Raw genomic sequence first — 26350 nt, forward strand, 5'->3', positions numbered from 1 at the left:
TATGGAATTTTGGTTAACTGTAAGTAAATTAATTGTCTTTTTATATATTGTGTTCAGTTATATTTACGCAAATGTAGCAAATTTACCGTGGGTTATATTTACTTTACTTATTTACCTTTCTGTAAACGTAATGATTTCTATATTTAAAAAAGATACGTATAAAAAAATATTAATCTGTATATCCATTGGCGTAGTTATGTTATTTACATGGAGGGTTCATCCATTTTTTATTTTGTTTTTACCTTTGAACTTATACGAAATTACATTCTATTACATAGAAAAGAATTGGCCACGCTTTGTCGTTATGATGCTCCCAATTACGATTGCAGATGAAAGTATTCGAATGACTTATGGATTAATTGTTGCATTTTCTTTTCTCGTTTTAACTATTGCAGATCGATATATATCGCGTGTAGTAAAGCTTGAATCGCAAAATGATAAGATGCGAAAAGATATGCAACGACTTACGAAAAGCTTACATGAAAATAAAGAGTACATAAGACAATCTGAATACACATTTAAGCTAGAAGAGAGAAATCGGTTATCGCAAGAAATTCATGATAAAATTGGTCACTCGATGACGGGTGCGCTTATTCAAATGGAAGCAGCAAAAAGGTTAATGGAAATAGATAAAGAAAAATCTGCGGAGTTATTACAAAATGCAATTCACATTTCAAAAGATGGAATTGAAAGTATTCGCATTACATTAAAAAATATGAAGCCACCAACTGAGCAAATTGGTATTCATCGTATGAAATTATTCATAGAGGAATTTGCCGGTAAGAATGATGTGAATATTCCTTTTGTATATAAAGGGAACTTAGATATGATTTCTCCCATTCAGTGGAAAATTATCGGTGAGAATGTTACAGAAGCACTAACAAATGCAATGAAATATGCTGATGCTACAGTTATTTCTATAGATATTCATGTGCTTAACAAGATGGTTAAGGTGCAAGTGAAGGATAACGGAAAAGGGGCAGCTCTTGTTAAAAAAGGTCTCGGTATTATGGGGATGGAGGAGCGAACAGCTTCAGTAAACGGAAAAATTATTGTAGATGGAACAAGTGGCTTTTCAGTGACGATGTTGTTGCCGATATAAGAGAATGGGACGAAGATGAACCATCTCATATGAAAAAAGTGAATATTCTCATGTGAAAAGAATGAACTTCTGCACTGAGCAGGTTCATTCTTTTTGTTTATACTAAAAGCAGAGAAACCGAAATAGGGGTGAAAATGATGAATACATTAGAAATTAAAAATTTAACGAAAAAATTTGGTGATTTCATCGCAGTTGATAATATGTCTTTATCTATTAAAGAAGGAGAAATATTTGGCTTTTTAGGATCAAATGGTGCTGGTAAGAGTACAACGATAAATATGATTGCTGGCTTGTTAAGAAGTAATGAAGGTGAAATTAGCATACTAGGAAAAAATATAAAGAAACATAATCGATTTGCAAAGATGAATATTGGTATTGTTCCGCAAGATATTGCGATTTATGAAGAGTTAACTGCCTATGAAAATGTGAAATTCTTTGCTGGGTTGTACGGATTACGAGGAGCCGAATTAAAAGCTAGGGTAGAGGAAGCTCTTCAATTTGTAGGACTTAGCGATAAACATAAAAGTTATCCGAAAAACTTTTCTGGCGGGATGAAACGAAGACTGAATATCGCTTGTGCAATTGCTCATAGACCGAAGTTGATTATTATGGATGAGCCGACAGTTGGAATTGATCCACAGTCAAGAAACTACATTTTGCAGTCAGTACGTAAATTAAATGAAATGGGAAGTACGATTATTTACACGAGCCACTACATGGAAGAAGTAGAAGAGATTTGTACGAAAATCGCAATTGTCGACCACGGTAAAGTGATTGCAGAAGGTACGAAAGAACAGTTAAAAGCGATTATTACAGATACGAAAGATATTTGGATTGAAGTGAAGTCAGTAGAAAATTTAGATGTAGAAAAGTTAAAAGAGATAAACGGTGTGAAAGCTGTTCAAATTGAAGAGAACGTAATCAAGGTAAACTCGGATGCAGGATTAAATAATTTAAATCAAATTATTCAGCATTTCATTAATCATGACATTGAAATTCGTTCATTAGAGGAGCAGGCTCCAAACTTAGAAACAGTATTTCTTACGTTAACCGGAAGAAACTTACGAGATAAATAAAAGGTAAATGAAGAAAAGGTAAAGGGAGGTTCATCAATTGAACATCTTCAATATTGCAATTATGCATATTAAAAGAGATTTCAGAGACGTAAGAACTTTAGTTTTTATGTTAGCATTTCCGATTGTACTTATGCTTGTGTTAGGAACAGCGTTAACCAACGCATTTAATAGTGATAGTCATTCGATTAAAGATATACAAGTGCTATATAAAGATGAAGCGAGTAGCACGTTTTCTCAATCATTTGCAGCATTTACGAAAGAAGTGGATAAATCAGGTATTCATTTTAAAAAAGCTTCCGGCAGTATAGATGGGAAAGAAGAAGTGAAGAAAAATAAATATGCTGCTTATGTAGAGTTAAATAAAGATGGTGCAAAATTTTACGGAAGTGACAAAAGTAGTATTGAGGGGAGTATTGTGGAAGGAATGCTTACAACATTTGTTGATAAGTACAATGTAGCGGTCGAAGTTGCAAAAGTAGATCCTACTAAGGTGAGCACAGTTATTTCAAACGGAAATCATAATGATTATATAAAAGAAACATCCTTACAAGCTGCGAAAAAACCAGGTTCTATGGATTACTATGCGGTTGTAATGACAACGATGATTGCACTATATGCTGCGATGGGAGCGAGTTCTTTAATTCGAGGAGAACGAATACGTAAAACAGGAGATCGTCTCATTGCTGCACCTATAAGTAAAGCTGAAATATTCATTGGAAAAGTACTTGGTAGCCTAGTAGCAAATGCCCTGTGCATATTACTCGTCATGTTATTTAGTAAATTTGTTTTTCAAGCGAATTGGGGCGACCATCTTGGAATCATATTTCTTATTTTATTAACACAAGTCTTTCTAGCAATTAGCTTCGGTTTAGGAATCGGATATATCACGAAAACAGCTGAAGCGTCTAGGGCAATTATTATGGTTGTTGTGCAATTAGCTTCTATTTTTGGAGGTGCATATTTCGTAGTAGAAGAAAATTTCGTTACGAATTTATCGCCATTAACTTGGGCAAATACAGCTGTTATGAAAATTATTTATGCAAATGATGTAGGGGCAGCACTACCAGTCATTTCTTTAAACCTTGGAATATCAGCACTCTTTTTATTAATTGCAATTATTGCATTACGTAGACGGGAGGGGCTATAGTATGAAGGATATTTTATGGCTCATACAAAAAACGTTATCTGTACTTTTGAAAAATAAAAAAGGGTTATTCATTATTATTAGTTTGCCGATAATAGGGACGCTCATTTCCTTCTCGATATACGGAAATGCAGGGCAAGGAACGTTAAATATCGGGATTGTAAATAAAGAAAATGAGCCGATAGCAAATGATACGATAAAGTTTTTAGAAGGATTAAATCATGTGAATGTGAGTAAGGTTAAGGAGTCTCAAATAGAAGATAAATTCACTTCCAAAAAACTTGATGGAGTTATTACATTAGATTCTGGTTTTTCAAAAAGTGTTCGAGAAGGGAAACCAGAGCATATTGAAATTTCATCGATTAAAGGTGATCAAGTAACAGGATTTATAAAATCATATTTATATAATTATATTGATAATATAGCAGCTATTAGTAAAGTGGCAGGAACAGATCAAAGTGCGTTTGATAATATGTACGCAGGGTATCAAAAAGGTTCATTTAAAATGAAAACTGAGACGCTAGAAGATACTTCGAAAAATAAAGATATGACAAATCAAACGATGGGTTACCTTATTATGTTTATGCTGTTTTCAGCAGCGAACTTATCAGGTCATATTTTAAAAGAAAAAGAGAATAGAACGTACTTTAGACTATTATCAACGCCGATAGATGGGAAGAAGTTTATATTATCTAATGTCGGAGTAAATATGATAATACTAACAGTACAAATTTTGATTACAATCCTATTCCTAACGAATGTTTTTCATACGAATATCAATATGCCTTTCATAGTGATGATGGGCGTACTAATGCTATTTGCATTAATCGCAATTGGAATATCATTAGTCCTTGTAGCTTTTTCGAAAAACTCAGCATCGGCAAATGCGATGCAAAATATGATCATTGTACCAACATGCTTACTTGCTGGATGTTATTTCCCATATGACATTATGCCAAGTGCAGTACAAAAAGTAGCTAATTTTCTTCCGCAGCGCTGGTTGTTAGATACGATATCAAAACTACAGCAGGGAATACCATTCTCGGAGTTGTATTTAAACATTTTAATTTTATTAGCTTTCGCAATTGCATTCTTCTTAATTGCTATTTATAAGTTTGGAAGAAATAATGATGCGAGAAATTTTGTTTAATGTGAAAAGGTGTGGCTTAATGCCATACCTTTTTTGTTTGAAATTTAGAGTATCTTTTGTAGTATAGGAATGCTTTTGTAGAGCACTTCGTTATGTGAAGCATGCAAAACATATTTATGTCCCTTTAGAAGAAAAACGCTATGTAGAACAGCGTTACCGTCACCATGTTTTGTAAGTAAATCACTGACGACTTTGCCGTCTGTCCATTTCAGTTTGGAATGTGAAGGGACGACTTGTAAATATTGAGTTGTTTCCTCTCCATCTCCGGCAATGAGTGTCGTTTCAATATTTCTTTTTTGTATAATAAATCTATTTGTATTTAATATATCGAGGAAAGGGTTTTTCGTTTTCATCTTACTATAAGGAAGAAATGTAATAGAAGAGTCGGATTTTATAAATAAATAATTTCCGTAATCTTTACAAGGAATAACATCTTGTAATCCTGGAAAGTAAATGTGTATCGCCTCAACTTTATTCATTTTATGTAAGATGCTGAAGTAACAAATATATTGTTCCATATAAAAATGAACGATATTTATTTTAGAAGAGGCATGGATAGGGAGACTGCCTCCAGTCCAATAACTATAATTTGGTGGAGATCCAGCGTTTGGTGTGCAGAGTATTATAAGTTGATTCACATCATTTTTATATTCGTCACTTTGAACGTAAGAACGTCCAAGAAGGCCGCCCATACTATGACAAATTAAATTTAGTTTATCGCAACCTGTAATCTTTTTAGCATAAGCAATCGTTTGTAATAAATATTTTTGTGTAGAAAAAACAATACGCTGCCGCCAGTCATAAAAACAGATGAACAAGTCTTTATTTCGTTCGTAGCCCATACTTTCTAGCATCATGATGAATGGTTCGTAAATAAATGCAGAAAGTCCAAAACTCCAATTACCAGTGCCGGGAATAATAATATTGCTCATTGAACCGAAAAGACCTGGGATAAAAACAATAGGAGTTTTTCCTTTTCTCATATTCATATCTCCTTTAACTGTTTAGTATCAATAAAAATAAGAAATACATTTCGTATGAAAACATATTTAAATGAAACACTACGAAATAGTAAGGAATATGATTGGAAGGAAACCAAAATGATTAAAAAAATATTAAGAGTTACTTCTATAATTATTGCTATTTTCGTTTTTATTTTAATTTGTATGCATATCGATGTTACCTTAGGTAGGAAAATGGAAGCTGGAAAAAACATGCCGACAGAGTATGCGCCTCATTATAGTGACTTTCAATTATATGTAGAAGGGAAGTCTTTTTATAAACAATTATTTACTGATATAAGAGAAGCCAAAAGCTCCATCTACACTTATTTCTTCATTTTGTCGGATGATAAAAGTAGTCATACTTTTTTAAACTTATTAAAAGAGAAAGCAAAAGAAGGAGTAAACGTCTATTTATCAGTTGATCGCATTAATGATTTATCATTTGAAAGAAAGATGATAAATGAATTGCGGGAAAGTGGTGTGCATTTTACATATAGTAGAAAACCTGCATTGCCATTCGGATTTTATTCACTTCACCATCGTAATCATCGCCGTATTACGACGATTGATGGGGATATTGGCTATACAGGCGGATTTAATATAGGAGATGAGTACTTAGGGAAAGATAAGCGATTTGGATATTGGCGTGATTATCATGTACGGCTTAAAGGAGAAGGAGCAAAAGATTTAGAAGAGCAGTTTGCTTTAGATTGGAAACGAGATACGAAAGAAGAGATAAAGAGGAGTACGAATAAAGCTAGTAAAGGGAATACATTACATACTATGACTAGTTACAATGGGCATTACGTTGCTGAAAAATATATAGAGCTCATAAAACAAGCTCAGCACTCCATTGTAATTGCAACGCCGTATTTTATAGCAAAAAATAAAGAATCCATGAATGCTTTAATCGCAGCACAAAAGCGTGGTGTTACAGTAAAAATACTTTGGTCATATAAACCAGATCTACCTCTTATAAAAGAAGCGGCGTATCCATACATACGTCAAGCTGTTAATAATGGGATTACTGTATATGGGTATAAAAAAGGAATGTTCCATGGCAAATTAATGCTTATTGATAATGAATTAACTGTTATTGGTACAACAAACTTTACTTCGCGTAGCTTCAATATAAATGATGAAATGAATTTTTATATTTATGGCGGTCCTATTGTAGGACAAGTTAATAAGGCGTTAACAGAGGATTTTCATGATTCGAAAGAAATGACGAAAGAGTTTTTTGAGAAGTTATCTTTTTGGGAGCGTTGTAAGGAGAAAGTGGCGGGATTGGTTGAGTTCTATTTGTGATGATGGATTAGGAAAGGGTGCCTACAAAAGGCACCCTTTTTGGTGGGAAATCATTATTTTTCATGCACCAGCATCGTAACATCATCATTAATCAACGTCCCCACATGTTCACCTAAACATATTTTTTTCATGACTCCAGGCTCATCAAAGTTAAAGACATGCGTTGGTAAATTGTAGTCCCGGGCAAGCAGTAATGCCGCTTGATCCATGACTTGTATATTTTGTCTAACGACATCATTATAGTTTAGTTTGCTGTACATTTTTGCTGATTTGTTATGCTTCGGATCACTTGTAAAAACGCCATCGACACCCTGTTTTGCGACTAATATGGCATCGCTATTCATTTCAATAGCTCTTTGTACGCTTGGATAATCTGTCGTCACGAACGGTTGCCCGTTTCCGCCTCCAAAGATAACGATATAGCCGTTATCTAAATGGTGGACTGCACGCAAGCGAATGTATGGTTCAGCTACTGCATTAAATGGAATGGAAGTCATAACGCGTACTTCTCTATTTGTTTTACTTGTTAAAACACCGCGAAGCATTAAGCTGTTAATGATTGTACCTAGTGTACCGATATTATCAGCTTCTACGCGATCGATTCCCCACTCTTCAGCTAGATGCCCCCTAAAAATGTTACCGCCACCGATGACGATGGATACTTCGATACCTAAATCAACAATGGATAAAATTTCGTTTGCGATATGTTCTAATCGTTTGGAGTTAAAGCTATTTCCAGTTTGATCGGCAAGTGCACCGCCGCTTAATTTAATTAAGACACGTTTATATGGCCTCATAACAATTCCCCCTATATAGATCGCAATAAAAAAGGAACAAAGGCGAATGCCTTTGTTCCTTTTTTAGAAAATGAAAAAGAAAAGAAGAAGATAGGACGAATTGCTTTGTATAGTTTTTCATAACATCCACTCCTTTTCATTTTGATTTGTTTTAAGTATATATCTTTTTGATTATACGAAACAATCTGATTACTTATCAAGTTTATTTTATCGTTTTTTAACAAAATGGTGTCAATGAAAAAAAGAAGAAAAATATTTGAATTTTTTGTGACGAACTTGTAGGTTTTTGTATGATTTTGTAGGTTCGCTTATAAGATGTGTGAGTAGCTTTTATAAATTCAAATTGAAAGCGTTCGCATGAAGGGGATGAACATAAATGAAAAAATTCGGATTGGCAACACAAATTTTTGTCGCGCTTGTTTTAGGGATTGTAGTAGGGGCAGTCTTTTATGGCAATAAAACGGCGATTTCTTATATCACACCAATTGGGGATATATTTATTCACTTAATTAAGATGATTGTAGTACCAATTGTTATTTCAGCATTAATTGTTGCAGTAGCTGGTGTAGGAGATATGAAGAAGCTTGGGAAACTGGGTGGTAAGACAATTCTTTATTTCGAAATTATTACGACGATTGCTATTTTAATGGGATTACTTGCAGCGAATATATTCCAACCAGGTACTGGTGTTGATATGAGTAATTTACAGCAAAGTGATATTTCTTCTTATAAACAAACTGCAGATGCAACAGAGAAGAAAGGTTTTGCTGAGACAATTGTTCACATTGTACCGAAAAACGTATTTGAATCGATTGCACAAGGTGACCTATTACCGATTATATTCTTCTCAGTATTATTCGGCTTAGGAGTTGCGGCAATTGGGGAAAAAGGAAAGCCTGTCTTTAACTTTTTTGAAGGCGTACTCGAAGCTATGTTTTGGGTTACAAATCAAGTTATGAAATTTGCACCATTTGGTGTATTCGCATTAATTGCCGTTACGGTTGCAAAATTTGGTGTAGCAACATTACTTCCGCTAGGAAAACTAGTGCTAGCTGTATACGTAACTGTTATACTATTCGTTGTGATTGTATTAGGTATTAATGCACGAATGGTTGGAGTAAACATTTTTACATTAATAAAAATTTTAAAAGAAGAATTGATTCTTTCATTTACGACAGCAAGTTCAGAAGCTGTTTTACCTAATATAATGAGAAAAATGGAAGAGTTCGGTTGTCCAAAGGCAGTTGCCTCTTTCGTAATTCCGACAGGTTATACATTTAACTTGACTGGATCGGCTATTTATCAAGCGTTAGCGGCATTATTTGTTGCACAAATGTACGGTGTGCACATGTCACTAACGGAGCAAATAACGTTATTATTCGTTCTCATGTTAACATCCAAAGGTATGGCGGGAGTTCCAGGTGCATCGTTCGTTGTTGTATTAGCAACGTTAGGTTCAATGGGGTTACCACTAGAAGGTATCGCATTAATTGCGGGAATTGACCGCATTTTAGATATGATTCGCTCATCTGTCAATGTATTAGGAAATGCATTAGCGGCCATTGTTATGTCGAAGTGGGAAGGCGAATTCGATAATGAGAAAGCAAAACAATATGTAGAAACAGTCAAAGAAACAAAAGCAGCATAAGAAATCGTTAAGGAGTGAATAATCATGGCAACATTAACTGAAGTTAAAAATGGTGTTCGAATTGAAAAAGATTTTTTAGGTGAAAAAGAAGTACCAAACTATGCATACTACGGCGTACAAACAATGCGTGCAGTTGAAAACTTCCCAATTACAGGATACAAAATCCATGAAGGTTTAATTAAAGCGTTCGCAGTTGTAAAAAAAGCTGCAGCGCTTGCGAATACAGATGTAGGAAGATTGGAATTAAACAAGGGCGGTGCGATCGCAGAAGCTGCTCAAGAAATTCTTGATGGAAAATGGCATGATCATTTCATCGTAGATCCAATCCAAGGCGGAGCGGGTACTTCAATGAACATGAATGCAAATGAAGTCATTGCCAATCGTGCTCTTGAATTATTAGGAATGGAAAAGGGAGACTATCATTATATTAGTCCAAATAGTCATGTAAATATGGCCCAATCAACAAATGATGCATTCCCAACGGCGATTCATATCGCAACGTTAAATGCATTAGAAGTCTTATTACAAACGATGGGTTATATGCATGATGTATTTGAATTAAAAGCAGAACAGTTCGATCATGTGATTAAAATGGGACGTACACATTTACAAGACGCTGTGCCAATTCGCCTTGGACAAGAATTTAAAGCGTACTCTCGTGTACTTGAACGTGATATGAAACGCATTCAGCAATCACGTCAACACTTATATGAAGTGAACATGGGAGCAACTGCAGTTGGTACAGGCTTAAATGCAGATCCAGAATATATTGAAGCAGTTGTAAAACATTTAGTTGCAATTAGTGAACTGCCACTTGTCGGTGCAGAAGATTTAGTAGATGCGACGCAAAATACAGATGCTTATACTGAAGTATCTGCAGCACTTAAAGTATGTATGATGAATATGTCTAAAATCGCGAATGACCTTCGCTTAATGGCATCAGGTCCACGGGTTGGCTTAGCGGAAATTATGCTGCCTGCTCGTCAACCAGGTTCATCTATTATGCCAGGGAAAGTAAACCCTGTTATGCCAGAGGTAATTAATCAAATTGCGTTCCAAGTCATTGGTAATGACCATACAATTTGCCTTGCTTCAGAAGCAGGACAGTTAGAATTAAACGTTATGGAACCAGTACTTGTTTTCAACTTACTTCAATCGATTAGCATTATGAATAACGGTTTCCGTGCCTTTACAGATAATTGCTTAAAAGGAATTGAAGCGAATGAAGATCGCTTAAAAGAGTATGTTGAGAAAAGTGTAGGAATTATTACAGCCGTGAACCCTCATATCGGTTATGAAGCAGCAGCTCGCGTTGCGAAAGAAGCAATTGCAACAGGCCAATCCGTTCGAGAACTTTGTGTGAAAAATGGTGTATTGTCACAAGAAGACTTAGAGTTAATTCTAGATCCATTCGAAATGACACACCCAGGGATTGCAGGAGCAACTCTTTTAAAGAAAAATTAAAAGAAGAGGGGGACAATCCCCTCTTTTTTGTTTACAATATAGAAATGCTATATATGAATAGAGGTAGGGATGTTATGAGCAAGTTTACAGTAGCTTCTAATGGTGCATTAGAAACAACATTAAGAGGAGCAGAAGTATTATCAACACCACTTTTAAATAAAGGGGTAGCTTTCACACAAAATGAAAGAGAAGAGTTAGGTTTAAAAGGGTTATTACCGCCAGCGGTTTTAACGTTAGAAGAACAGGCACGCCGAGCATACGAACAATTTAGTTCTCAACCGGATGATTTATTAAAGAATGTATACTTAACTGCGTTACATGATCGAAATGAAGTATTATTTTATCGTATATTAACAGATCATTTACGTGAAATGTTACCGATTGTATATACACCAACTGTCGGTGTAGCAATTCAAAGATATAGTCATGAATATCGTAAACCACGTGGTGTTTATTTATCAATTAACGATCCATCAGGTATCGAAGAAGCATTCACGAATATCGGTGCAACAGCTGAGAACATTGATTTAGTCGTTGTAACAGATGGAGAAGGCATATTAGGAATTGGTGACTGGGGCGTTGGTGGTATTAACATCGCAATCGGAAAATTAGCTGTTTACACTGCTGCAGTTGGAATCGATCCTAGTCGTGTATTACCGGTAATTTTAGATGTAGGTACAAACCGTGAGGAGCTATTAAACAATCCATTTTATATTGGAAATCGTCACCCTCGTATAACAGGTGAAGCTTACGATGAATTTATTGATACGTTTGTACAAGCGGTAAACAAACAATTCCCGAAAGCACTTTTACATTGGGAAGACTTTAGCTCTCGTAATGCACGAAAAATTTTAGATAAATATCGTCATGATGTTTGTACGTTTAATGATGATATTCAAGGTACAGGTGCAGTTTCACTTGCGGCAGTATTATCGGCAGTGAAAGCTTCTGGTGTACCGCTAAGTGAACACCGCGTTGTTGTATTTGGTGCTGGTACGGCTGGAATCGGTATCGCAGATCAAGTTAGAGATGCGATGGTCCGCGTAGGCGTATCTGAAGAAGAATCATATAAGCGTTTCTGGTGTATTGATCGTAACGGGTTAGTTACAGATAATATGGAAGATCTTCTTGATTTCCAAATTCCGTACGCAAGAAAAGAAGCAGAAGTAAGTGGGTGGAAGCAAAATGATGTGATCGGACTTGCTGAAGTTGTGAAACATGTAAAACCGACAATTTTAATTGGTACATCTACTGTTGCAGGTGCATTTAAAGAAGAGATTATTAAAGAAATGGCTTCTCACGTAGAAAGACCAATTATTTTACCAATGTCGAATCCGACGCCACTTGCTGAAGCAAAACCAGCAGATTTAATCGAGTGGACAGAAGGAAGAGCGTTAGTTGCAACAGGAAGTCCATTTGAACCAGTTACATATAACGGTGTAACGTATGTGATTGGACAATCAAATAATGCACTTATTTTCCCAGGTCTTGGTCTTGGAACAATTGTAGTACGAGCAAGTGTCATGACGGATGGAATGTTCGCAGCAGCTGCTGAAGCAGTTGCAAGTATGGTAGATACAAGTCAGCCAGGAGCACCTATTTTACCAGAGGTCGAAGAATTACGTAATATCTCAGAAATGGTTGCAATTGAAGTAGCTAAAGTTGCAGTTGCAGAAGGTGTTGCAAGAGTGAACTTAAGTGATAACGATATCAAGATGGCAGTGAAAGAAGCAATGTGGAAGCCAGAGTATCGCCAAATAAAAGCGGTAGAAAAGGTTAGAATATAGAAAAAAAGCCCGTTTATAACAATAAGCGGGCTTTCGCTTTTACTACTGAAAAAAAGTATAGGAAGTGTCACCTTTGAATTGGAATCAATTATGGAAGAAAGATATGTCCCTTTTAATTATATTAATGGTCGTTGTTCCGATTGCTGGGGAGCTGAACTTTCATCCCTTTAATGATACGTTTCGAGTTAGCTTCGGTACACCGCTATTCTTCTTTTTATTATTATTTTTAAGAAGAGTACCAGCAGGAGTTGCAGGTATTCTTGTTGGTATATCTGTAGTCTTATTCCGAGTATGTCTTGACTGGATCATGCAAGGTTCATTTCATATGACAGAATCATTTTATTTGCGTTATCCTGTGTTCTTCTATTATTTTATTTATGGCAGTTTTTTTTCGCTTTGCAGGGTAAATAAGTTCCATCAGAAACCAATCATTATTGGATGCCTTGGAATTTCAATTGAAATTGTTGCAAGTATGTCAGAACTTGCGTTTTATCATATGTTAGTACTAGGTACAACAATAACGATTTCTGAAGTAAATAAACTCATCATTATTGCTATTTTTCGTAGTTTCTTTGCACTTGGTTTTTTAAATATGATGAATTTATATGAAACGAAATTAAAAGAATCGCAAGTTCGAAAAGAAAATGAAAATATGTTAATGCATCTTTCTAATTTATATGTGGAATCTGTTCATTTGAAAAAGACGTTACAAAATGCGGAGTTAATTACACAAGAAGCATATCAACTATATCGAAATTTACAAGTAAGCGCTGATTCAAGTAGTAAAACAGCATTGAAAATAGCGGGGGAAGTGCATGAAATAAAAAAGGATAATCAAAGGATATTTGCAGGATTATCTAAACTGTTATTAGATAAAAATGTGGCTGAATATGTAGAAGGACATGAGTTAGCAGAAATGATTGTTAGAATAAACGAGAAGTATGCTGAAATGCTAGAAAAGGATATACGTTTTTCTAAACATATAGAAGGTGAGCATGCTGCATACCACGTGTATACAGTTCTATCAATTTTTAATAACCTCGCTGCAAATGCAGTTGAAGCAATTGAAGATAAAGGTGTCGTTATTATTAAGCTATATAAAAGAGATCAACATATATTTTTTGAAGTAATTGACGATGGACCTGGTATTGCACAAAAGTATAAGAAATTAGTATTTAAGCCAGGGTTTACTTCCAAGTATGATCAAACGGGAACACCGTCAACTGGTATTGGGCTTTCTTACATAAATGAAATGGTAACAGAGCTAGGCGGAGAAGTGAGATTAGAAGGCCGAGAAAATAAAAGAGGATGTAAGTTTATCGTTTGTTTACCAGAGGGTAGTTTAAAGCGGGAAGGGGAATAGATTTGTTTTATTATATCGTAGACGATGATGAAGTTTTCCGTTCGATGCTTTCGCAAATTATTGAAGATGGAGATCTTGGAGAAGTAATTGGTGAGGCGGATGACGGAGCTTTTATTGAGGCGGATCAACTAAATTTTAAAAAAGTAGATATTTTATTTATTGATTTGTTGATGCCGATGAGGGACGGAATTGAAACAGTTCGTCACATTGCGTCAACTTTCACGGGGAAAATCATTATGATTTCTCAAGTGGAATCGAAGCAGCTTATAGGTGAGGCATATACACTTGGTGTAGAATATTATATTACAAAACCATTAAATAAAATCGAAGTTGTATCTGTTGTACGCAAAGTGATGGAGCGTATTAGATTGGAGCGTTCTATACACGATATTCAAAAATCATTGAATAACGTGTTTCAGTGGGAAAAACCGCAATTGCGTACTGAACCAGTGCAAGAAGGAAAAAAGATAGGGGATTTAGGGCGCTTTTTACTATCAGAACTCGGTATTGCGGGAGAGAATGGAAGTAAAGATTTACTTAGTATGCTGGAATATTTATATGGTCAAGAAAAGGCACAGACATTTGAGTTTGGCTTTCCTGCGTTAAAAGAAATTTTCCATCATATTACGATAAGAAAATTAGGGGATTTAGCTTTAGAGGCGGATATTGATAAAGAGAAAAAAGCTTCTGAACAAAGAGTACGTCGAGCTATTTATCAGTCGTTAAATCATTTGGCTTCTTTAGGATTAACAGACTTTTCAAATCCAAAATTTGAAAGCTATGCTCCAAAATTTTTCGATTTTACCGTAGTTAGAAAACGGATGACAGAAATGACGAAAGATGAACTCGCATCTTCTGGTCATACGCGAATTAATACGAAAAAGTTTATTCAAGTGTTGTATTTTGAGGCGAAGAGGTTGATGGAGATAGAGTGAAGAAGATGCTTATAAATAAGCATCTTCTTTTGTTAAATCAACATTTTATATTTTCTCGTGGAGCATGTAAAATGTTAAGTAAGAGAAAATGGTTTTATATTAAGGAAGTGTCAAAGCAATGAGTTTCACATTGAATAAATCGATTATTAAAGAAGTGTGCGGAGAGACCTCATATAAAAGAGGTGAAGCCTATTATAAATCAAATAAAGTGATAATAGATCAGTACGATGAAAATAAAGAAATTTGTGAGGCGACAGTAAAAGGGAACGAGGATTTCCATGTTACAGTAGCAAAAGCCAAAAAGGGTGATGTTGTTGCAAAATGTAGTTGTCCTTCATTAGCGTCTTTTCAAACGTACTGTCAACATGTTGCAGCAGTATTAATACAAATAAACTATAATCAACAAACAGGTGGAATGAGCTCCACTAGTAACAGAAATGATCAATTGACAAGTGGTATGTTTCAGCTGTTTGCAGATAAGCCACTGAGGCCAAAAAGTAAACAACACCGTTTTGATACACGTGAAATATTAGATATTGAGTTTATATGTACACCAGTTGCTACGAGAAGTGGTGGGGCTCTTCTTGGAATTCAATTGAAACTTGCCAAAGTGTATGTCATAAATCATATTAGAGAATTTCTTTCTAAGGTGGAGAAAAGAGAGTCTTTTCATTGTTCAAATGAATTTACATATACACCAGATATACATAGTTTTAAACAAGAAACGGATGCAATTATTCAGCAGCTCATTAAAATGTATCATAACGAAAAAATGTATGAAGATACGCTAGAAGTACATGCGAAACAAGATGAAAGTATGATATTTATACCACCAGCTTCATGGAAAGATATGCTCTTTTCGCTTTCTAAAGTTGAATATGTACAGCTGAAACAAAATGAACAACTGTTTCAGGGATTACAAGTTTCAAAAGGGTTGTTGCCGTTACACTTTGAATTTACGAAAGGAAATAATGGCGGATTTACACTTCATATAGATGGTTTAAATTGTGTACAAGTTATGGATATGTATAACAATGCACTTTACGATGGGAAATTATATCACTTACACATTGAAGATTGTATGCGACTTATTGAATTACAAAAGATGATGAGTCGCTCAAATAGTAATCAGTTTTATATTCCGGAAAGTAAGATGGAACATTTCGTCGCGAAAGTTGTACCAGGATTAATGAAGCTCGGAACTGTACACATTGATGAAGTAATATCGGATCGTGTTGAAACACCTTCGCTAAAAGCGAAATTGTATTTAGACCGCGTGAAAAATCGCTTATTAGCAGGTCTTGAATTTCACTATGGGAACGTCATGATTAATCCGCTAGAAGAGGATGGACAGCCGTCTGTTTTTAATCGTGATGAGAAAAAGGAAAAAGAGATTTTAGACATTATGAGTGAAAGTGCTTTTGCAAAAACAGAAGGCGGTTACTTTATGCATAATGAAGAAGCTGAGTATAATTTTTTATATCACGTCGTGCCAACATTAAAAGGTTTAGTTGATATTTATGCGACGACAGCAATCAAATTGCGAATTAGTAAAGGGGATGCAGTTCCTCTTATTAGAGTGAGAAGAAAAGAAAGAATTGATTGGTTGTCATTTCGTTTTGATATAAAAGGAATACCAGAAGCAGAAATTAAAGGTGTATTAGCGGCCCTTGAAGAGAAACGTAAATATTATCGATTGGCGAATGGTTCGTTTTTATCGCTAGAGAGTAAAGAGTTTAATGAAATTAATCAGTTTATAAAAGAATCAGGTATTCGGAAAGAATTTTTACATGGAGAAGAGGTAAATGTTCCACTTATTCGGAGTGTAAAATGGATGAACGGACTTCATGAAGGCAATGTTTTAAGTTTAGATGATTCTGTTCAAGAGTTAGTAGAAAACATTCAAAACCCGAAAAAATTAAAGTTTGCTGTGCCAAATACTTTAAATGCAGAAATGAGAAAGTATCAAGTATATGGGTTCGAATGGATGAAAACACTTGCTCATTACCGTTTTGGCGGTATTTTAGCAGATGATATGGGACTTGGAAAAACGTTGCAAAGCATTGCTTTTATAGATTCTGTTTTGCCTGAGATTCGAGAAAAGAAACTACCTATATTAGTCGTTTCACCATCATCTCTTGTTTATAATTGGTTTAGTGAATTGAAAAAATTCGCCCCGCATATTAGAGCAGTTATTGCAGATGGAAACCAAGCAGAGCGCCGGAAAATTTTGGAAGATATAACGGAATTTGATGTCGTAATTACGTCATATCCATTACTGAGAAGAGATATAAGATTGTATGCAAGACCATTTCATACACTATTCCTTGATGAAGCGCAGGCGTTTAAAAACCCTACAACGCAAACGGCAAGAGCTGTGAAAACAATTCAAGCTGAATACCGTTTTGGGCTAACGGGTACACCTGTAGAAAATTCATTAGAAGAGCTATGGTCTATCTTCCATGTCGTCTTCCCAGAATTATTACCAGGAAGAAAAGAGTTCGGTGATTTAAGGCGTGAAGATATAGCGAAGCGAGTGAAACCATTCGTATTAAGACGATTAAAAGGGGACGTATTAAATGAGTTGCCAGAGAAAATAGAGCACTTACAATCATCGGAGTTATTACCCGATCAAAAGAGTCTCTATGCTGCTTATTTAGCGAAGCTAAGGGAAGAAACGTTAAAGCATTTAGACAAAGATACGTTACGTAAAAATAAAATTAGAATTTTAGCTGGTTTAACGAGATTGCGACAAATTTGTTGTCATCCTGCTTTATTTGTTGATGATTACAAAGGAAGTTCAGCTAAATTTGAACAACTGTTAGAGATTTTAGAGGAATGTAGAAGTACAGGGAAGAGAATATTAATTTTTTCTCAATTTACGAAGATGCTTTCCATTATTGGTCGTGAGTTAAATCGACAAGCAATTCCATACTTTTATTTAGACGGGAGTACACCAGCGCAGGAACGTGTAGAGCTGTGCGATCGGTTTAACGAAGGAGAAGGAGATCTATTTCTCATTTCTTTAAAAGCTGGTGGTACCGGACTTAATTTAACTGGTGCAGATACAGTAATATTATACGATTTATGGTGGAATCCAGCTGTTGAACAACAAGCGGCCGATAGAGCGTATCGAATGGGACAAAAAAATACAGTGCAAGTTATAAAGCTAGTAGCCCACGGAACAATTGAGGAGAAAATGCATGAACTGCAAGAAAGTAAGAAAAATTTAATTGCTGAAGTGATTGAGCCGGGAGAAGGGAAATTGTCCTCAATCACAGAGGAAGAAATTCGAGATATTTTAATGATTTAATATAAAAAAGCTATGCCTTCAAATTTATGAGGGCATAGCTTTTTTGTTGTAATAATTATATTTTGTTTTGTACAAAGTAAAGAAATCAAATGTTATTTAAATTACTTCTTTGTACCTTTACTTTTGTATGGTTTGGCAGCTGCCTTTTTCTTTGCACTTGATTGCCAACGGTTCCATCCTTTACTTCCTGTACCTTGTCCTACACCTTTTTTCGGTTTTGCTTTCGTTTTACTCATATGATCACTCCGTTATATAAAAATCTTATTTGATAATAGTCAATGATTTAGAAAATACTCTTTATAAATGACTATGATTGCTTTAAGTAAAAATAAACTGCTTGAATGCTATAGTATATCATGAAATTGGAAGTAAACTGAAAGGAATTATAAAGAAAATGAAAATAATAAGAAATACTGCGGATTCTATATTCCGAACGATCACATTAATTATTGTGTATACGTTAGTTTCGGTCAGTGAAACATTTTTTGGATTGACGAGGCAGAAAAAGTAAAGATGTTAAATTAACAACAATCAATAAAGCCGTAAAATAAAGAATTGAAAAATATTTTAAAACTTTTTGTTGACTTTCTTTATTTTTTGTATAGAATAATCATTAATAAAATGTTTCAGAGATGTGACAACAAAACGACTATGAAAGGACGAGTAGTAGTAGGACGTAGTTTAAGCGAGTCAGGGGTGGTGTGAGCCTGATACGAAGCCTATTATGAAGAACCTCCTGGAGTTGCTAACCGAAATCCTTTATAGGAAAGTAGACTTAGCCGGGAACTTCGCCGTTACAAGAAGAACAGTATCGAGATATTTCATCTCCGTATTGTATAAGTGAGCAACCTCTGTTGCTAATTTGGGTGGTACCGCGGAACCAAAGCCTTTCGTCCCAGTTTTTTGGGAAAGAAGGGCTTTTTTTGTTGGCTTCTTTTCACAACATCCAAACATTTTAGGAGGAAACCACCATGTATCAATCATTAATGACAGTAAGAGAGACTCAAATTGCAATTAAGGAAGTTAAAACATTTTTCGAGGACCAATTAGCAAAACGCCTTGAACTATTCCGCGTATCTGCACCATTATTCGTAACGAAAAAATCAGGATTAAACGATCACCTAAACGGTGTAGAACGTCCAATTGAATTTGATATGTTACATTCAGGAGAAGAATTAGAAATTGTTCATTCACTAGCGAAATGGAAACGATTTGCATTACATGAATATGGATATGAAGCTGGTGAAGGTTTATATACAAACATGAACGCGATTCGTCGTGATGAAGAACTTGATGCAACGCATTCCATTTACGTTGACCAATGGGATTGGGAAAAAATCGTTCAAAAAGAATGGCGTACTGTCGATTACTTACAAAAAACAGTACAAACAATTTATGGAATATTCAAAGATTTAGAAGATCACTTATTTGAAAAATATCCGTTCCTTGGAAAGTATTTACCGGAAGAAATTGTTTTCGTTACTTCTCAAGAATTAGAAGATAAATATCCAGAATTAACACCGAAAGATCGTGAACATGCAATTGCGAAAGAACATGGTGCAGTCTTCATTATCGGAATTGGTGATGCACTTCGTTCAGGTGAAAAGCACGACGGACGCGCAGCTGATTATGACGATTGGAAATTAAACGGTGACATTTTATTCTGGCACCCAGTACTACAATCTTCATTTGAATTATCATCAATGGGAATTCGTGTTGATAGTAAATCACTTGATGAGCAGTTAACGAAAACTGGTGAAGACTTCAAACGTGAGTATGATTTCCATAAAGGTATACTAGAAGACGTACTACCATTAACAATCGGCGGTGGCATTGGACAATCAAGAATGTGCATGTACTTCTTACGTAAAGCTCATATCGGTGAAGTTCAATCTTCTGTATGGCCTGACGATTTACGTGCAGCTTGTAAAAAAGAAAACATTCATCTGTTTTAATAGAAGTGAGGGAATAGCTTAAATATAGAGCTATTCCCTCTTTTTTTATAAAACATTACTTATTTATTACCGAGTTCTTCCGCTAAACCGATTAAAATTCCTTCGACTCCACGAATGTAGCAGAGACGATACGAGTTCTCGTACTGAACTACTTCGCCAACGAGCTCTGCACCATGCTTAGTGAGTCTCGATACCATTTCGTCAATGTCTTCAACGGTGAACATGACGCGTAGATAACCGAGGGCGTTTACAGGAGCTGTTCGGTGATCTGCTATAGTAGGAGGGGTGAGAAATCGCGAAAGTTCAATTCGGCTGTGGCCATCTGGAGTGGCCATCATAGCGATCTCTACGCACTGAGAACCGAGTCCAGTTACGCGACCAGCCCATTCACCTTCGACATTGGCTCGACCTTCGAGATTCAAGCCAATCTCCTCAAAGAAAGAGATTGCGTTATCAAGGGATTCTACAACGATGCTGACATTGTCCATTCGTAGTAATTTGTTTTTTGCCATAGTCTTATCTCCTTATGTATAAAAGTCTATTATTTAATTATCCCCGTAATTATACTACTAAGTAGTTACAAATTCCTTTCAGTCAAAAACACCTTGTCACAGTATAGGAAAATGTGACAAGGTGTTTTTTAATATGTCATATAGCATCGTGTTAACGAACAGCTTTTTATTTAATAGGAATGTAATACATTAATCAGATTTTTTTAGTATTACTAAATATATCAGATTAGCTCATTTGCACGAAAGGCTCAATTTTCGCCATAAATGATTGATGCAGCGCCTCAACGCCTGTTACTAAATGAAGGCGGTCAATAACGACAGACACTTTAATTTCTGATGTACTTACCATTTTAATATGAATATCTTCTTCTTTTAAAGTAGTGAACATATTTGCAGCGACACCTGGGTTAGATACCATGCCAGATCCTACGATTGATACTTTTGCTAAGTGATTTTCATGTTCTACAGATTCATAGTGAAGAGTTTCTTGATTTTGTTCCAAAACTTCTAAAGTTTCTCTTAAATCATTCGAATGAATGGAGAAGGAGAGGTGTACAGTTCCTTCATTTGTAATACTTTGAATGATGATATCTACATTAATGTGTGCTGCTGCTAATGTAGAGAAAACTGTTGAGAGTGCACCTTGTTCTAATCCTTTCATTGTAACGCGTGTAATATTATCTTCAAATGCAATACCTTTAACGATTGATTGTTGTTCCATGTTACATTCTCCTTTTACAATTGTTCCGTTTTCTTGTTCCATACTTGAGCGAACTTCTAAAACTACGTTATGATTTTTAGCAAACTCAACAGCGCGCGGGTGTAATACGCCGGCACCGAGATTAGCAAGCTCTAACATTTCGTCATAAGAAATTTCGTCTAATTTGTAAGCATCTTTTACAACTCGTGGGTCCGTCGTATATACACCTGTCACATCCGTATAAATATCACATTTTTTTGCTTTAAGTGCAGCGGCTAGTGCGACAGCAGTTGTATCAGAACCACCACGGCCAAGCGTGGTAATTTCATTTTCTACACTTATACCTTGGAAACCAGCTACGATAACAATCGTGCCTTCAGCAAGATAAGATTGAATACGATCTGTATGAATGTCAGTAATCCGTGCACTACTATGTACAGATTCTGTCGTAATACCTGCTTGCCACCCTGTTAATGAAATTGCATGATAGCCTTTTGCTTGCAGTGCCATTGTTAATAATGAAATAGTTACTTGTTCTCCTGTAGATAGAAGCATATCCATTTCACGTTTACTTGGATTTTCTGTGATAGCGTTAGCGAGTGCGACAAGTTCATCTGTGCTTTTTCCCATTGCTGAAACGACAGAGACAATGCTATGACCTCGTTCATATTCTTCAATAATTAAATTTGCTACATGTTGAATGCGTTCGACGCTTCCGACAGAAGTGCCACCAAATTTTTGAACAATTGTTTCCATTACAAATTCCTTCTTTCGTCTATTTTTAAGAATAGATTAGGAAATATATAAATCCCAATACTCCTGTAGTTACCAGAAAGACAAACAAAAAACACCATCTCAAATAAGTGAGGATGGTGCTGTTACAGGAAAAGGGAAACAGAAAACGGAGCTAATAAAAAAACCGCCAAAAAAGGAATATCATAAAAAAATGATATCTCTTTTTTGTAGATAGCTCTTCATACGTACACGTCTGTACATATGACAGTTCTGTTTCTATTCGAAAACAGCCCCAATTGATAAATGCAGAGAAATTTATCAATTTCGGCAATACTTCCTTTCATCTAAGTTCATAGACATCTCTGTGTCTCCATTAGAATACTCATAAGTATCGCAACCTCTATCTCACGTTTTAGGCGAGAGTGTTTGATTTATGAAGTTGTTGGTAACATTTGTTTTATAATAATTTAAATTTTTCGGGGAATCAAGTGTTTTATATATATTTTAAAAATTCTTTCTTTTTTGAGGAAGTTTGTGAAAAATGTAGCAAAATAAATTCATTGCATGTACATTAAACTTATAGTGCATAGGAGGTGGGGAGAATGAAAAGGAAACAGTCTATTTATGTTGCGACAAAAATGAACACGACGATGGAAAAATTATGGGAATATACGCAAGAACCAGATATACATACAGAGTGGGATGCTCGCTTTACTGAAATTTCGTATTTAGAGAAAAAAGAAGGAGAACCACAGAAGTTTTTGTATAAAACAAAGATTGGATTTGGGCTTGAAATAGTTGGAGAAGGGGAATCAATAGGTGAAATAAGAAAAGAAACTGGTGAAAGAATTTCTTCTTTAAAATTTTGGACGGATAATACATTATCTCTTATTCAAATAGGACGTGGTTATTGGAAGTATACGCCCAATAAAGAATACATCCATTTTGAGACACAATATGATTATGATACAAGATTTGGTCGTATAGGAAATGTGATAGATTCCTATATTTTTCGTCCGTTATTAGGTTGGGCGACTGCTTGGAGTTTTGATGCCTTAAAATTATGGTTAGAAAAGGGGCTTCATCCTAGGTTACTAATTAGAAGAACAATGACGTATTGGCTCGTATGTTCTTTATTTGCTTTTGTATGGATATATCAAGGGATAGTGCCAAAACTACTGTTTACTCATTCAGAAGAAGTAAAGATGCTTTCTTTATTAATCGGTTCAAATGAAAGTAGTGTATGTATACTTAAAATAATTGGGGGGTTAGAAATAATTTTCGGTGTCGTATGGCTGTTGCCACTAACAAAACGAAAATTATTTATACTGCATATTATTGTATTACTAGTTTTAACGTTAGCGGCAGGATTTACGAATATCGCAAGCTTTACAGGACCGTTTAATCCGATTACATTAAATGTTCTTTTAATGGGGTTATCAATTGTCGGTTATATAAATAGTTTCGATTTACCAAGCGCGAAAAATTGCAAGAGGGCGAGAAAGGGATAAGTATATGGCTAATATGTATGAACGATTATTAGGGGATACCTATAAAAATCTTCATCCTGAATTGCAGAAGCGTTATGCGATTACAGAAGAGAATAGTTTTACAGGGGAAGGAAAGATGGATGAAATTTACGGTGGCTCTTTTTTCGTGAAATTTATATTGAAAATTGCATCGAAGTTTCGAATGTTTTTCTCGGAACGAGGAGAGGAAATTCCATTTACGATACAAAACATAGCTGAGCGAGATGAATATGGACAAGAATTAGTAAGGTGGAACCGTACTTTTTATTTTCATAATAAGAAAAGATATTTTAATGCAGTTATGCAATTGGATGAAAACGAAAATGAAATTGTAGATTATTTTGGTGAACCACATTTACTCGTTTCTACACTGCATTTTCATATCGATGAGTTAGGGGCAATGCATATTTCTTCAAAGAAACAATGGTTTTATATGTTTGGAAGAAAAATGCCGTTACCAAAATTTTTGTATGGTGAGGCAAAAATTGTTGAAAGTTATGATGAAACACTTCAGTGTTTTCGAATTCATGTACAAGTACGAAACCCGTTAATTGGTTCACTTTTTTCATATAAGGGAACATTTGGGGAAAGGGAATAAACGATATGAAAAATATAATATTTGGGCTTGCTTGCTATGTTGTTTTTCTAATATGTGAGTGATCGAATATAAATCCTGTTGAAGCAATTATATTATTATCTGTTTTATTATTTATACCAATGTCATTTTGTATTATTGATAAAAGAACAAGAGATGGATCGCAATTATTATTTTATAAATCCGTATCATTTTTATATCCAATCGCAGCAATTTGCGCAATGCTAGCTTTCGTCACAAATCACTATTTATTTGCGCTAGTTTGGTTTGTATATACAGGAATTGTTGCATTATTTGGTGTAAGTAGATTGCTAGAAAGAGGATGGAAGCCGTTAGAAGAAATCGCCATAGATAGTGCGTTTATTTATTTGTTTTTAGGTGGTTTTTGGTTTTCTGCTTCAGTAGCAAAACTTTCAATTATGCATTTTAGCTCTGACATTGTTTTACTCACAGCTGCACATTTTCATTATTCGGCGTTTCTATTGCCATTATCAGCTGGTTTAATAGGGAGAAAAAGAGAAAAGAGAAGTAAAGTGTATGATGCTATTATGTTTATCATCATGATTTCACCTATGACAGTTGCAATAGGAATTACATACTCAAGAATATTTGAATTTTTTGCAGTGTTCCTATATTTATGTGCAATTTATGGGTATGGATTTTACGTTTGGAGAGCAAAATTTAATGCTATCAGTGCAAAGATTCTTCTAATCGTTTCGTCTAGTACACTCATGGTTACAATTATGTTCTCACTCATATATTCATACGGAAATTTGAAGCATGTCTTGACGATTACAATTGCTCAAATGGTTTGGATTCATGGTGTTGTCAATGGAATTGGAGTAGCGTTACCGGCATTTATCGGCTGGGTGATTGAAAAGAGTGTTCCGAATTATAAATACTATGGGAAACCAATGAGTAAGTTAAGAGGAAATGTGGCAATTGGTGAGGCTTATTTATATAGCAGCAATTTAGTAGACAGTAAGGAATACAACGGTTTAGTTGATAAAGTAAATGACTTTCATAGTGAGGCATTTGATGTGACGAAGGTTCCTTTAAGTATTATTCATTTTTATGAAAATACAGCAGAGTATGAATTGCAATCGAATATTAAATGGGCTCGTTGGTTCCGTCCGTTCGCACTTTGCTATGAGAAAATGAGTAAGCGTGTAGAACAAATACATTTAGGAATGGGCGGCAATTGGGAAACGATGCATGGCTCTATCATTAGTGTCATAGATGAGAAAGATGGAAGAGAGAATGTAAGGGCTTGGCTAAGAAAAAATGAAGCAGGTGAATCTATTTTTGTAGCTCTTTATTCAAAGCATACAAATAAGAATGAGACATATATGAATATCGCCTTACCTTTACCTTATTCGAATATGACTGGTATTTTGAAACTATATAATGATAGTCATGATTTAATTATTACTAGTAAGTTAAGAGAAAATGGTCAGGGAGATGAGGGGATTTATTTACATACTCGGTTCTTGACAATCCGTTTACCGTTAGCAGAGACTTTTATTATAAAAGAGCGCACGGATCACATACTAGAAGCTAATCATAGAATGTGGATATTTGGAGTTAAGTTTTTAGAAATTGATTATAAGATTAAGAAAGTAGAGGAGAAGTAAGAAAAGCTTGGAGAGATTCCAAGCTTTTTTACGTATGTGTAATTGTTATAGCAACTTGTTTATCTAGCTCATTATCCCAAACACGTTGAATTTCAAAGGTGCCTTTTTCAAAAAATAATGGGAATCTTTCTTTAAACCAATCTTGCATAGGAAGCTTTAGTGCTGTATCGATTGGTATCCATAATAATTTGCCCTCAGGTGGGTTTAAAAGAAGTTCACCTTCAAATGAGTCTGTCCAGTAGTTAAATACCATGTACCGAACATTCCCTTTCGGATTTACATATTCATCTAATCCCTTAAAATTTAAATCCGAAACAAGTAATCCGGTTTCTTCTTTTACTTCCCTTATAGCGGCTTGAACGATACTTTCGGGAAAATCTACTTTGCCGCCAGGAGCTATGTAGCCAGGGAAACCTCGATGATTGGGTCGTTTTACGAGTAAAACTTCATTGTTGCGCTGGATCATACACATTGTATAGATTTGGTGTTCGATATTATGTGAATTTGGAGGCATAATGATGCATTCTCCTTTATATTTTTTTGATAATTTTACCATAACATAATGGTTTCTTATATAATTAGAAATATAATATCATAAA

The 26350-nt window shown here is 35.1% G+C and carries 20 protein-coding genes, 1 pseudogene, 1 riboswitch and 1 other annotated feature; of the genes and pseudogenes, 15 read left to right on the forward strand and 6 right to left on the reverse strand.

The genetic code is table 11. The features are described 5' to 3' along the window. Position 1 precedes the first annotated feature (1 nt). The 4 genes from MHB52_RS09400 (at position 2) to MHB52_RS09415 (ending at position 4472) form a co-directional block, all read left to right on the forward strand. Positions 2-1102 carry a sensor histidine kinase gene (locus tag MHB52_RS09400; RefSeq protein ID WP_016117554.1) on the forward strand — a complete coding sequence of 367 codons (1101 nt, stop codon included), beginning with the start codon at positions 2-4 and terminating at the stop codon, positions 1100-1102. A 137-nt stretch (positions 1103-1239) separates the two neighbouring features. Continuing rightward, entirely contained in the window at positions 1240-2178 is a 939-nt protein-coding gene (locus MHB52_RS09405; RefSeq protein WP_001093811.1) for an ABC transporter ATP-binding protein, read from the forward strand. Between the two features lie 37 nt (positions 2179-2215). Continuing rightward, positions 2216-3325 carry an ABC transporter permease gene (locus tag MHB52_RS09410; protein ID WP_001020152.1) on the forward strand — a complete coding sequence of 370 codons (1110 nt, stop codon included), beginning with the start codon at positions 2216-2218 and terminating at the stop codon, positions 3323-3325. A gap of 1 nt (position 3326) precedes the next feature. Then, positions 3327-4472, forward strand: coding sequence for an ABC transporter permease (locus MHB52_RS09415; RefSeq protein ID WP_061664944.1), 1146 nt, complete (start codon positions 3327-3329; stop codon positions 4470-4472). A 44-nt stretch (positions 4473-4516) separates the two neighbouring features. Here the strand turns inward: MHB52_RS09415 and MHB52_RS09420 are convergent, their stop codons facing one another. Next, positions 4517-5455, reverse strand: a complete 939-nt coding sequence (locus MHB52_RS09420) for an esterase/lipase family protein (RefSeq protein WP_061664945.1) — start codon at positions 5453-5455, stop codon at positions 4517-4519. A gap of 117 nt (positions 5456-5572) precedes the next feature. Here MHB52_RS09420 and cls point away from each other — a divergent pair, with 117 nt between their 5' ends. Continuing rightward, the gene (gene cls, locus MHB52_RS09425; protein ID WP_058839114.1) at positions 5573-6784 is read left to right on the forward strand and encodes a cardiolipin synthase; all 1212 of its coding nucleotides are present in this window, start codon (positions 5573-5575) and stop codon (positions 6782-6784) included. A gap of 53 nt (positions 6785-6837) precedes the next feature. Here cls and pyrH read toward each other — a convergent pair whose 3' ends face one another. Next, on the reverse strand, positions 6838-7581 hold the full coding sequence (gene pyrH / locus MHB52_RS09430) for a UMP kinase (protein ID WP_001248061.1): 744 nt from the start codon (positions 7579-7581) through the stop codon (positions 6838-6840). A gap of 376 nt (positions 7582-7957) precedes the next feature. Here pyrH and MHB52_RS09435 point away from each other — a divergent pair, with 376 nt between their 5' ends. The 6 genes from MHB52_RS09435 to MHB52_RS09460 all read left to right on the forward strand — a co-directional run bounded on the left by MHB52_RS09435 (position 7958) and on the right by MHB52_RS09460 (position 18091). Continuing rightward, entirely contained in the window at positions 7958-9229 is a 1272-nt protein-coding gene (locus tag MHB52_RS09435) for a cation:dicarboxylate symporter family transporter (RefSeq protein ID WP_000713291.1), read from the forward strand. A gap of 24 nt (positions 9230-9253) precedes the next feature. After that, on the forward strand, positions 9254-10693 hold the full coding sequence (aspA, locus tag MHB52_RS09440; protein ID WP_325859049.1) for an aspartate ammonia-lyase: 1440 nt from the start codon (positions 9254-9256) through the stop codon (positions 10691-10693). Positions 10694-10767: 74 nt separating this feature from the next. After that, positions 10768-12480, forward strand: coding sequence for an oxaloacetate-decarboxylating malate dehydrogenase (gene malS / locus MHB52_RS09445; protein ID WP_061664460.1), 1713 nt, complete (start codon positions 10768-10770; stop codon positions 12478-12480). 64 nt (positions 12481-12544) lie between these two features. Then, the gene (locus tag MHB52_RS09450; RefSeq protein ID WP_002195356.1) at positions 12545-13843 is read left to right on the forward strand and encodes a sensor histidine kinase; all 1299 of its coding nucleotides are present in this window, start codon (positions 12545-12547) and stop codon (positions 13841-13843) included. Positions 13844-13845: 2 nt separating this feature from the next. Continuing rightward, positions 13846-14778 (forward strand): response regulator, encoded by a 933-nt coding sequence (locus tag MHB52_RS09455; RefSeq protein ID WP_000500302.1) that lies wholly within the window; start codon positions 13846-13848, stop codon positions 14776-14778. Positions 14779-14896: 118 nt separating this feature from the next. Beyond that, positions 14897-18091 (forward strand): DEAD/DEAH box helicase, encoded by a 3195-nt coding sequence (locus tag MHB52_RS09460; RefSeq protein WP_061664459.1) that lies wholly within the window; start codon positions 14897-14899, stop codon positions 18089-18091. Positions 18092-18192: 101 nt separating this feature from the next. Here the strand turns inward: MHB52_RS09460 and MHB52_RS09465 are convergent, their stop codons facing one another. Next, the gene (locus tag MHB52_RS09465) at positions 18193-18327 is read right to left on the reverse strand and encodes a DUF3934 domain-containing protein (protein WP_000047588.1); all 135 of its coding nucleotides are present in this window, start codon (positions 18325-18327) and stop codon (positions 18193-18195) included. 406 nt (positions 18328-18733) lie between these two features. Beyond that, positions 18734-18992, forward strand: a binding site (T-box leader). Positions 18993-19062: 70 nt separating this feature from the next. Here MHB52_RS09465 and asnA point away from each other — a divergent pair. Continuing rightward, a complete protein-coding gene (gene asnA / locus MHB52_RS09470; RefSeq protein WP_000284914.1) occupies positions 19063-20046 on the forward strand; it encodes an aspartate--ammonia ligase in 984 nt (327 codons plus the stop codon). Positions 20047-20105: 59 nt separating this feature from the next. Here the strand turns inward: asnA and MHB52_RS09475 are convergent, their stop codons facing one another. Both MHB52_RS09475 and MHB52_RS09480 read right to left on the reverse strand, forming a co-directional pair. Next, positions 20106-20558, reverse strand: a complete 453-nt coding sequence (locus MHB52_RS09475) for a VOC family protein (RefSeq protein WP_001107256.1) — start codon at positions 20556-20558, stop codon at positions 20106-20108. Positions 20559-20784: 226 nt separating this feature from the next. Beyond that, the gene (locus MHB52_RS09480) at positions 20785-22014 is read right to left on the reverse strand and encodes an aspartate kinase (protein ID WP_061664458.1); all 1230 of its coding nucleotides are present in this window, start codon (positions 22012-22014) and stop codon (positions 20785-20787) included. A 203-nt stretch (positions 22015-22217) separates the two neighbouring features. Then, positions 22218-22404: riboswitch (Lysine riboswitch) on the reverse strand. Between the two features lie 191 nt (positions 22405-22595). On the opposite strand from MHB52_RS09480, the gene MHB52_RS09485 reads away from it, so the two are divergent. The 3 genes and pseudogenes from MHB52_RS09485 (at position 22596) to MHB52_RS09495 (ending at position 25751) form a co-directional block, all read left to right on the forward strand. Continuing rightward, complete coding sequence (locus MHB52_RS09485) at positions 22596-23504, forward strand: DoxX-like family protein (RefSeq protein ID WP_016117562.1); 909 nt, start codon at positions 22596-22598, stop codon at positions 23502-23504. 4 nt (positions 23505-23508) lie between these two features. Further along, entirely contained in the window at positions 23509-24120 is a 612-nt protein-coding gene (locus MHB52_RS09490; protein WP_061664457.1) for a DUF4166 domain-containing protein, read from the forward strand. A gap of 5 nt (positions 24121-24125) precedes the next feature. Further along, positions 24126-25751, forward strand: a pseudogene (locus MHB52_RS09495) (YndJ family protein). Positions 25752-25779: 28 nt separating this feature from the next. Here the strand turns inward: MHB52_RS09495 and MHB52_RS09500 are convergent. After that, positions 25780-26265: an 8-oxo-dGTP diphosphatase gene (locus tag MHB52_RS09500; RefSeq protein WP_001134949.1), complete on the reverse strand. Its 486-nt coding sequence runs from the start codon at positions 26263-26265 to the stop codon at positions 25780-25782. Between the last annotated feature and the right edge of the window lie 85 nt (positions 26266-26350).

The sequence above is a fragment of the Bacillus sp. FSL K6-0073 genome (assembly GCF_038006085.1).
GTDB lineage: Bacteria > Bacillota > Bacilli > Bacillales > Bacillaceae_G > Bacillus_A > Bacillus_A cereus.

Excerpts from the sequence above, each read along its gene's own strand:
- MHB52_RS09400 (WP_016117554.1), top strand. The coding sequence starts at position 2 with ATGGAATTTTGGTTAACTGTAAGTAAATTAATTGTCTTTTTATATATT.
- MHB52_RS09405 (WP_001093811.1), top strand. The coding sequence starts at position 1,240 with ATGAATACATTAGAAATTAAAAATTTAACGAAAAAATTTGGTGATTTC.
- MHB52_RS09415 (WP_061664944.1), top strand. The coding sequence starts at position 3,327 with ATGAAGGATATTTTATGGCTCATACAAAAAACGTTATCTGTACTTTTG.
- MHB52_RS09420 (WP_061664945.1), bottom strand. The coding sequence starts at position 5,455 with ATGAGAAAAGGAAAAACTCCTATTGTTTTTATCCCAGGTCTTTTCGGT.
- cls (WP_058839114.1), top strand. The coding sequence starts at position 5,573 with ATGATTAAAAAAATATTAAGAGTTACTTCTATAATTATTGCTATTTTC.
- pyrH (WP_001248061.1), bottom strand. The coding sequence starts at position 7,581 with ATGAGGCCATATAAACGTGTCTTAATTAAATTAAGCGGCGGTGCACTT.
- MHB52_RS09435 (WP_000713291.1), top strand. The coding sequence starts at position 7,958 with ATGAAAAAATTCGGATTGGCAACACAAATTTTTGTCGCGCTTGTTTTA.
- aspA (WP_325859049.1), top strand. The coding sequence starts at position 9,254 with ATGGCAACATTAACTGAAGTTAAAAATGGTGTTCGAATTGAAAAAGAT.
- malS (WP_061664460.1), top strand. The coding sequence starts at position 10,768 with ATGAGCAAGTTTACAGTAGCTTCTAATGGTGCATTAGAAACAACATTA.
- MHB52_RS09460 (WP_061664459.1), top strand. The coding sequence starts at position 14,897 with ATGAGTTTCACATTGAATAAATCGATTATTAAAGAAGTGTGCGGAGAG.
- MHB52_RS09465 (WP_000047588.1), bottom strand. The coding sequence starts at position 18,327 with ATGAGTAAAACGAAAGCAAAACCGAAAAAAGGTGTAGGACAAGGTACA.
- asnA (WP_000284914.1), top strand. The coding sequence starts at position 19,063 with ATGTATCAATCATTAATGACAGTAAGAGAGACTCAAATTGCAATTAAG.
- MHB52_RS09475 (WP_001107256.1), bottom strand. The coding sequence starts at position 20,558 with ATGGCAAAAAACAAATTACTACGAATGGACAATGTCAGCATCGTTGTA.
- MHB52_RS09480 (WP_061664458.1), bottom strand. The coding sequence starts at position 22,014 with ATGGAAACAATTGTTCAAAAATTTGGTGGCACTTCTGTCGGAAGCGTC.
- MHB52_RS09485 (WP_016117562.1), top strand. The coding sequence starts at position 22,596 with ATGAAAAGGAAACAGTCTATTTATGTTGCGACAAAAATGAACACGACG.
- MHB52_RS09490 (WP_061664457.1), top strand. The coding sequence starts at position 23,509 with ATGGCTAATATGTATGAACGATTATTAGGGGATACCTATAAAAATCTT.
- MHB52_RS09500 (WP_001134949.1), bottom strand. The coding sequence starts at position 26,265 with ATGCCTCCAAATTCACATAATATCGAACACCAAATCTATACAATGTGT.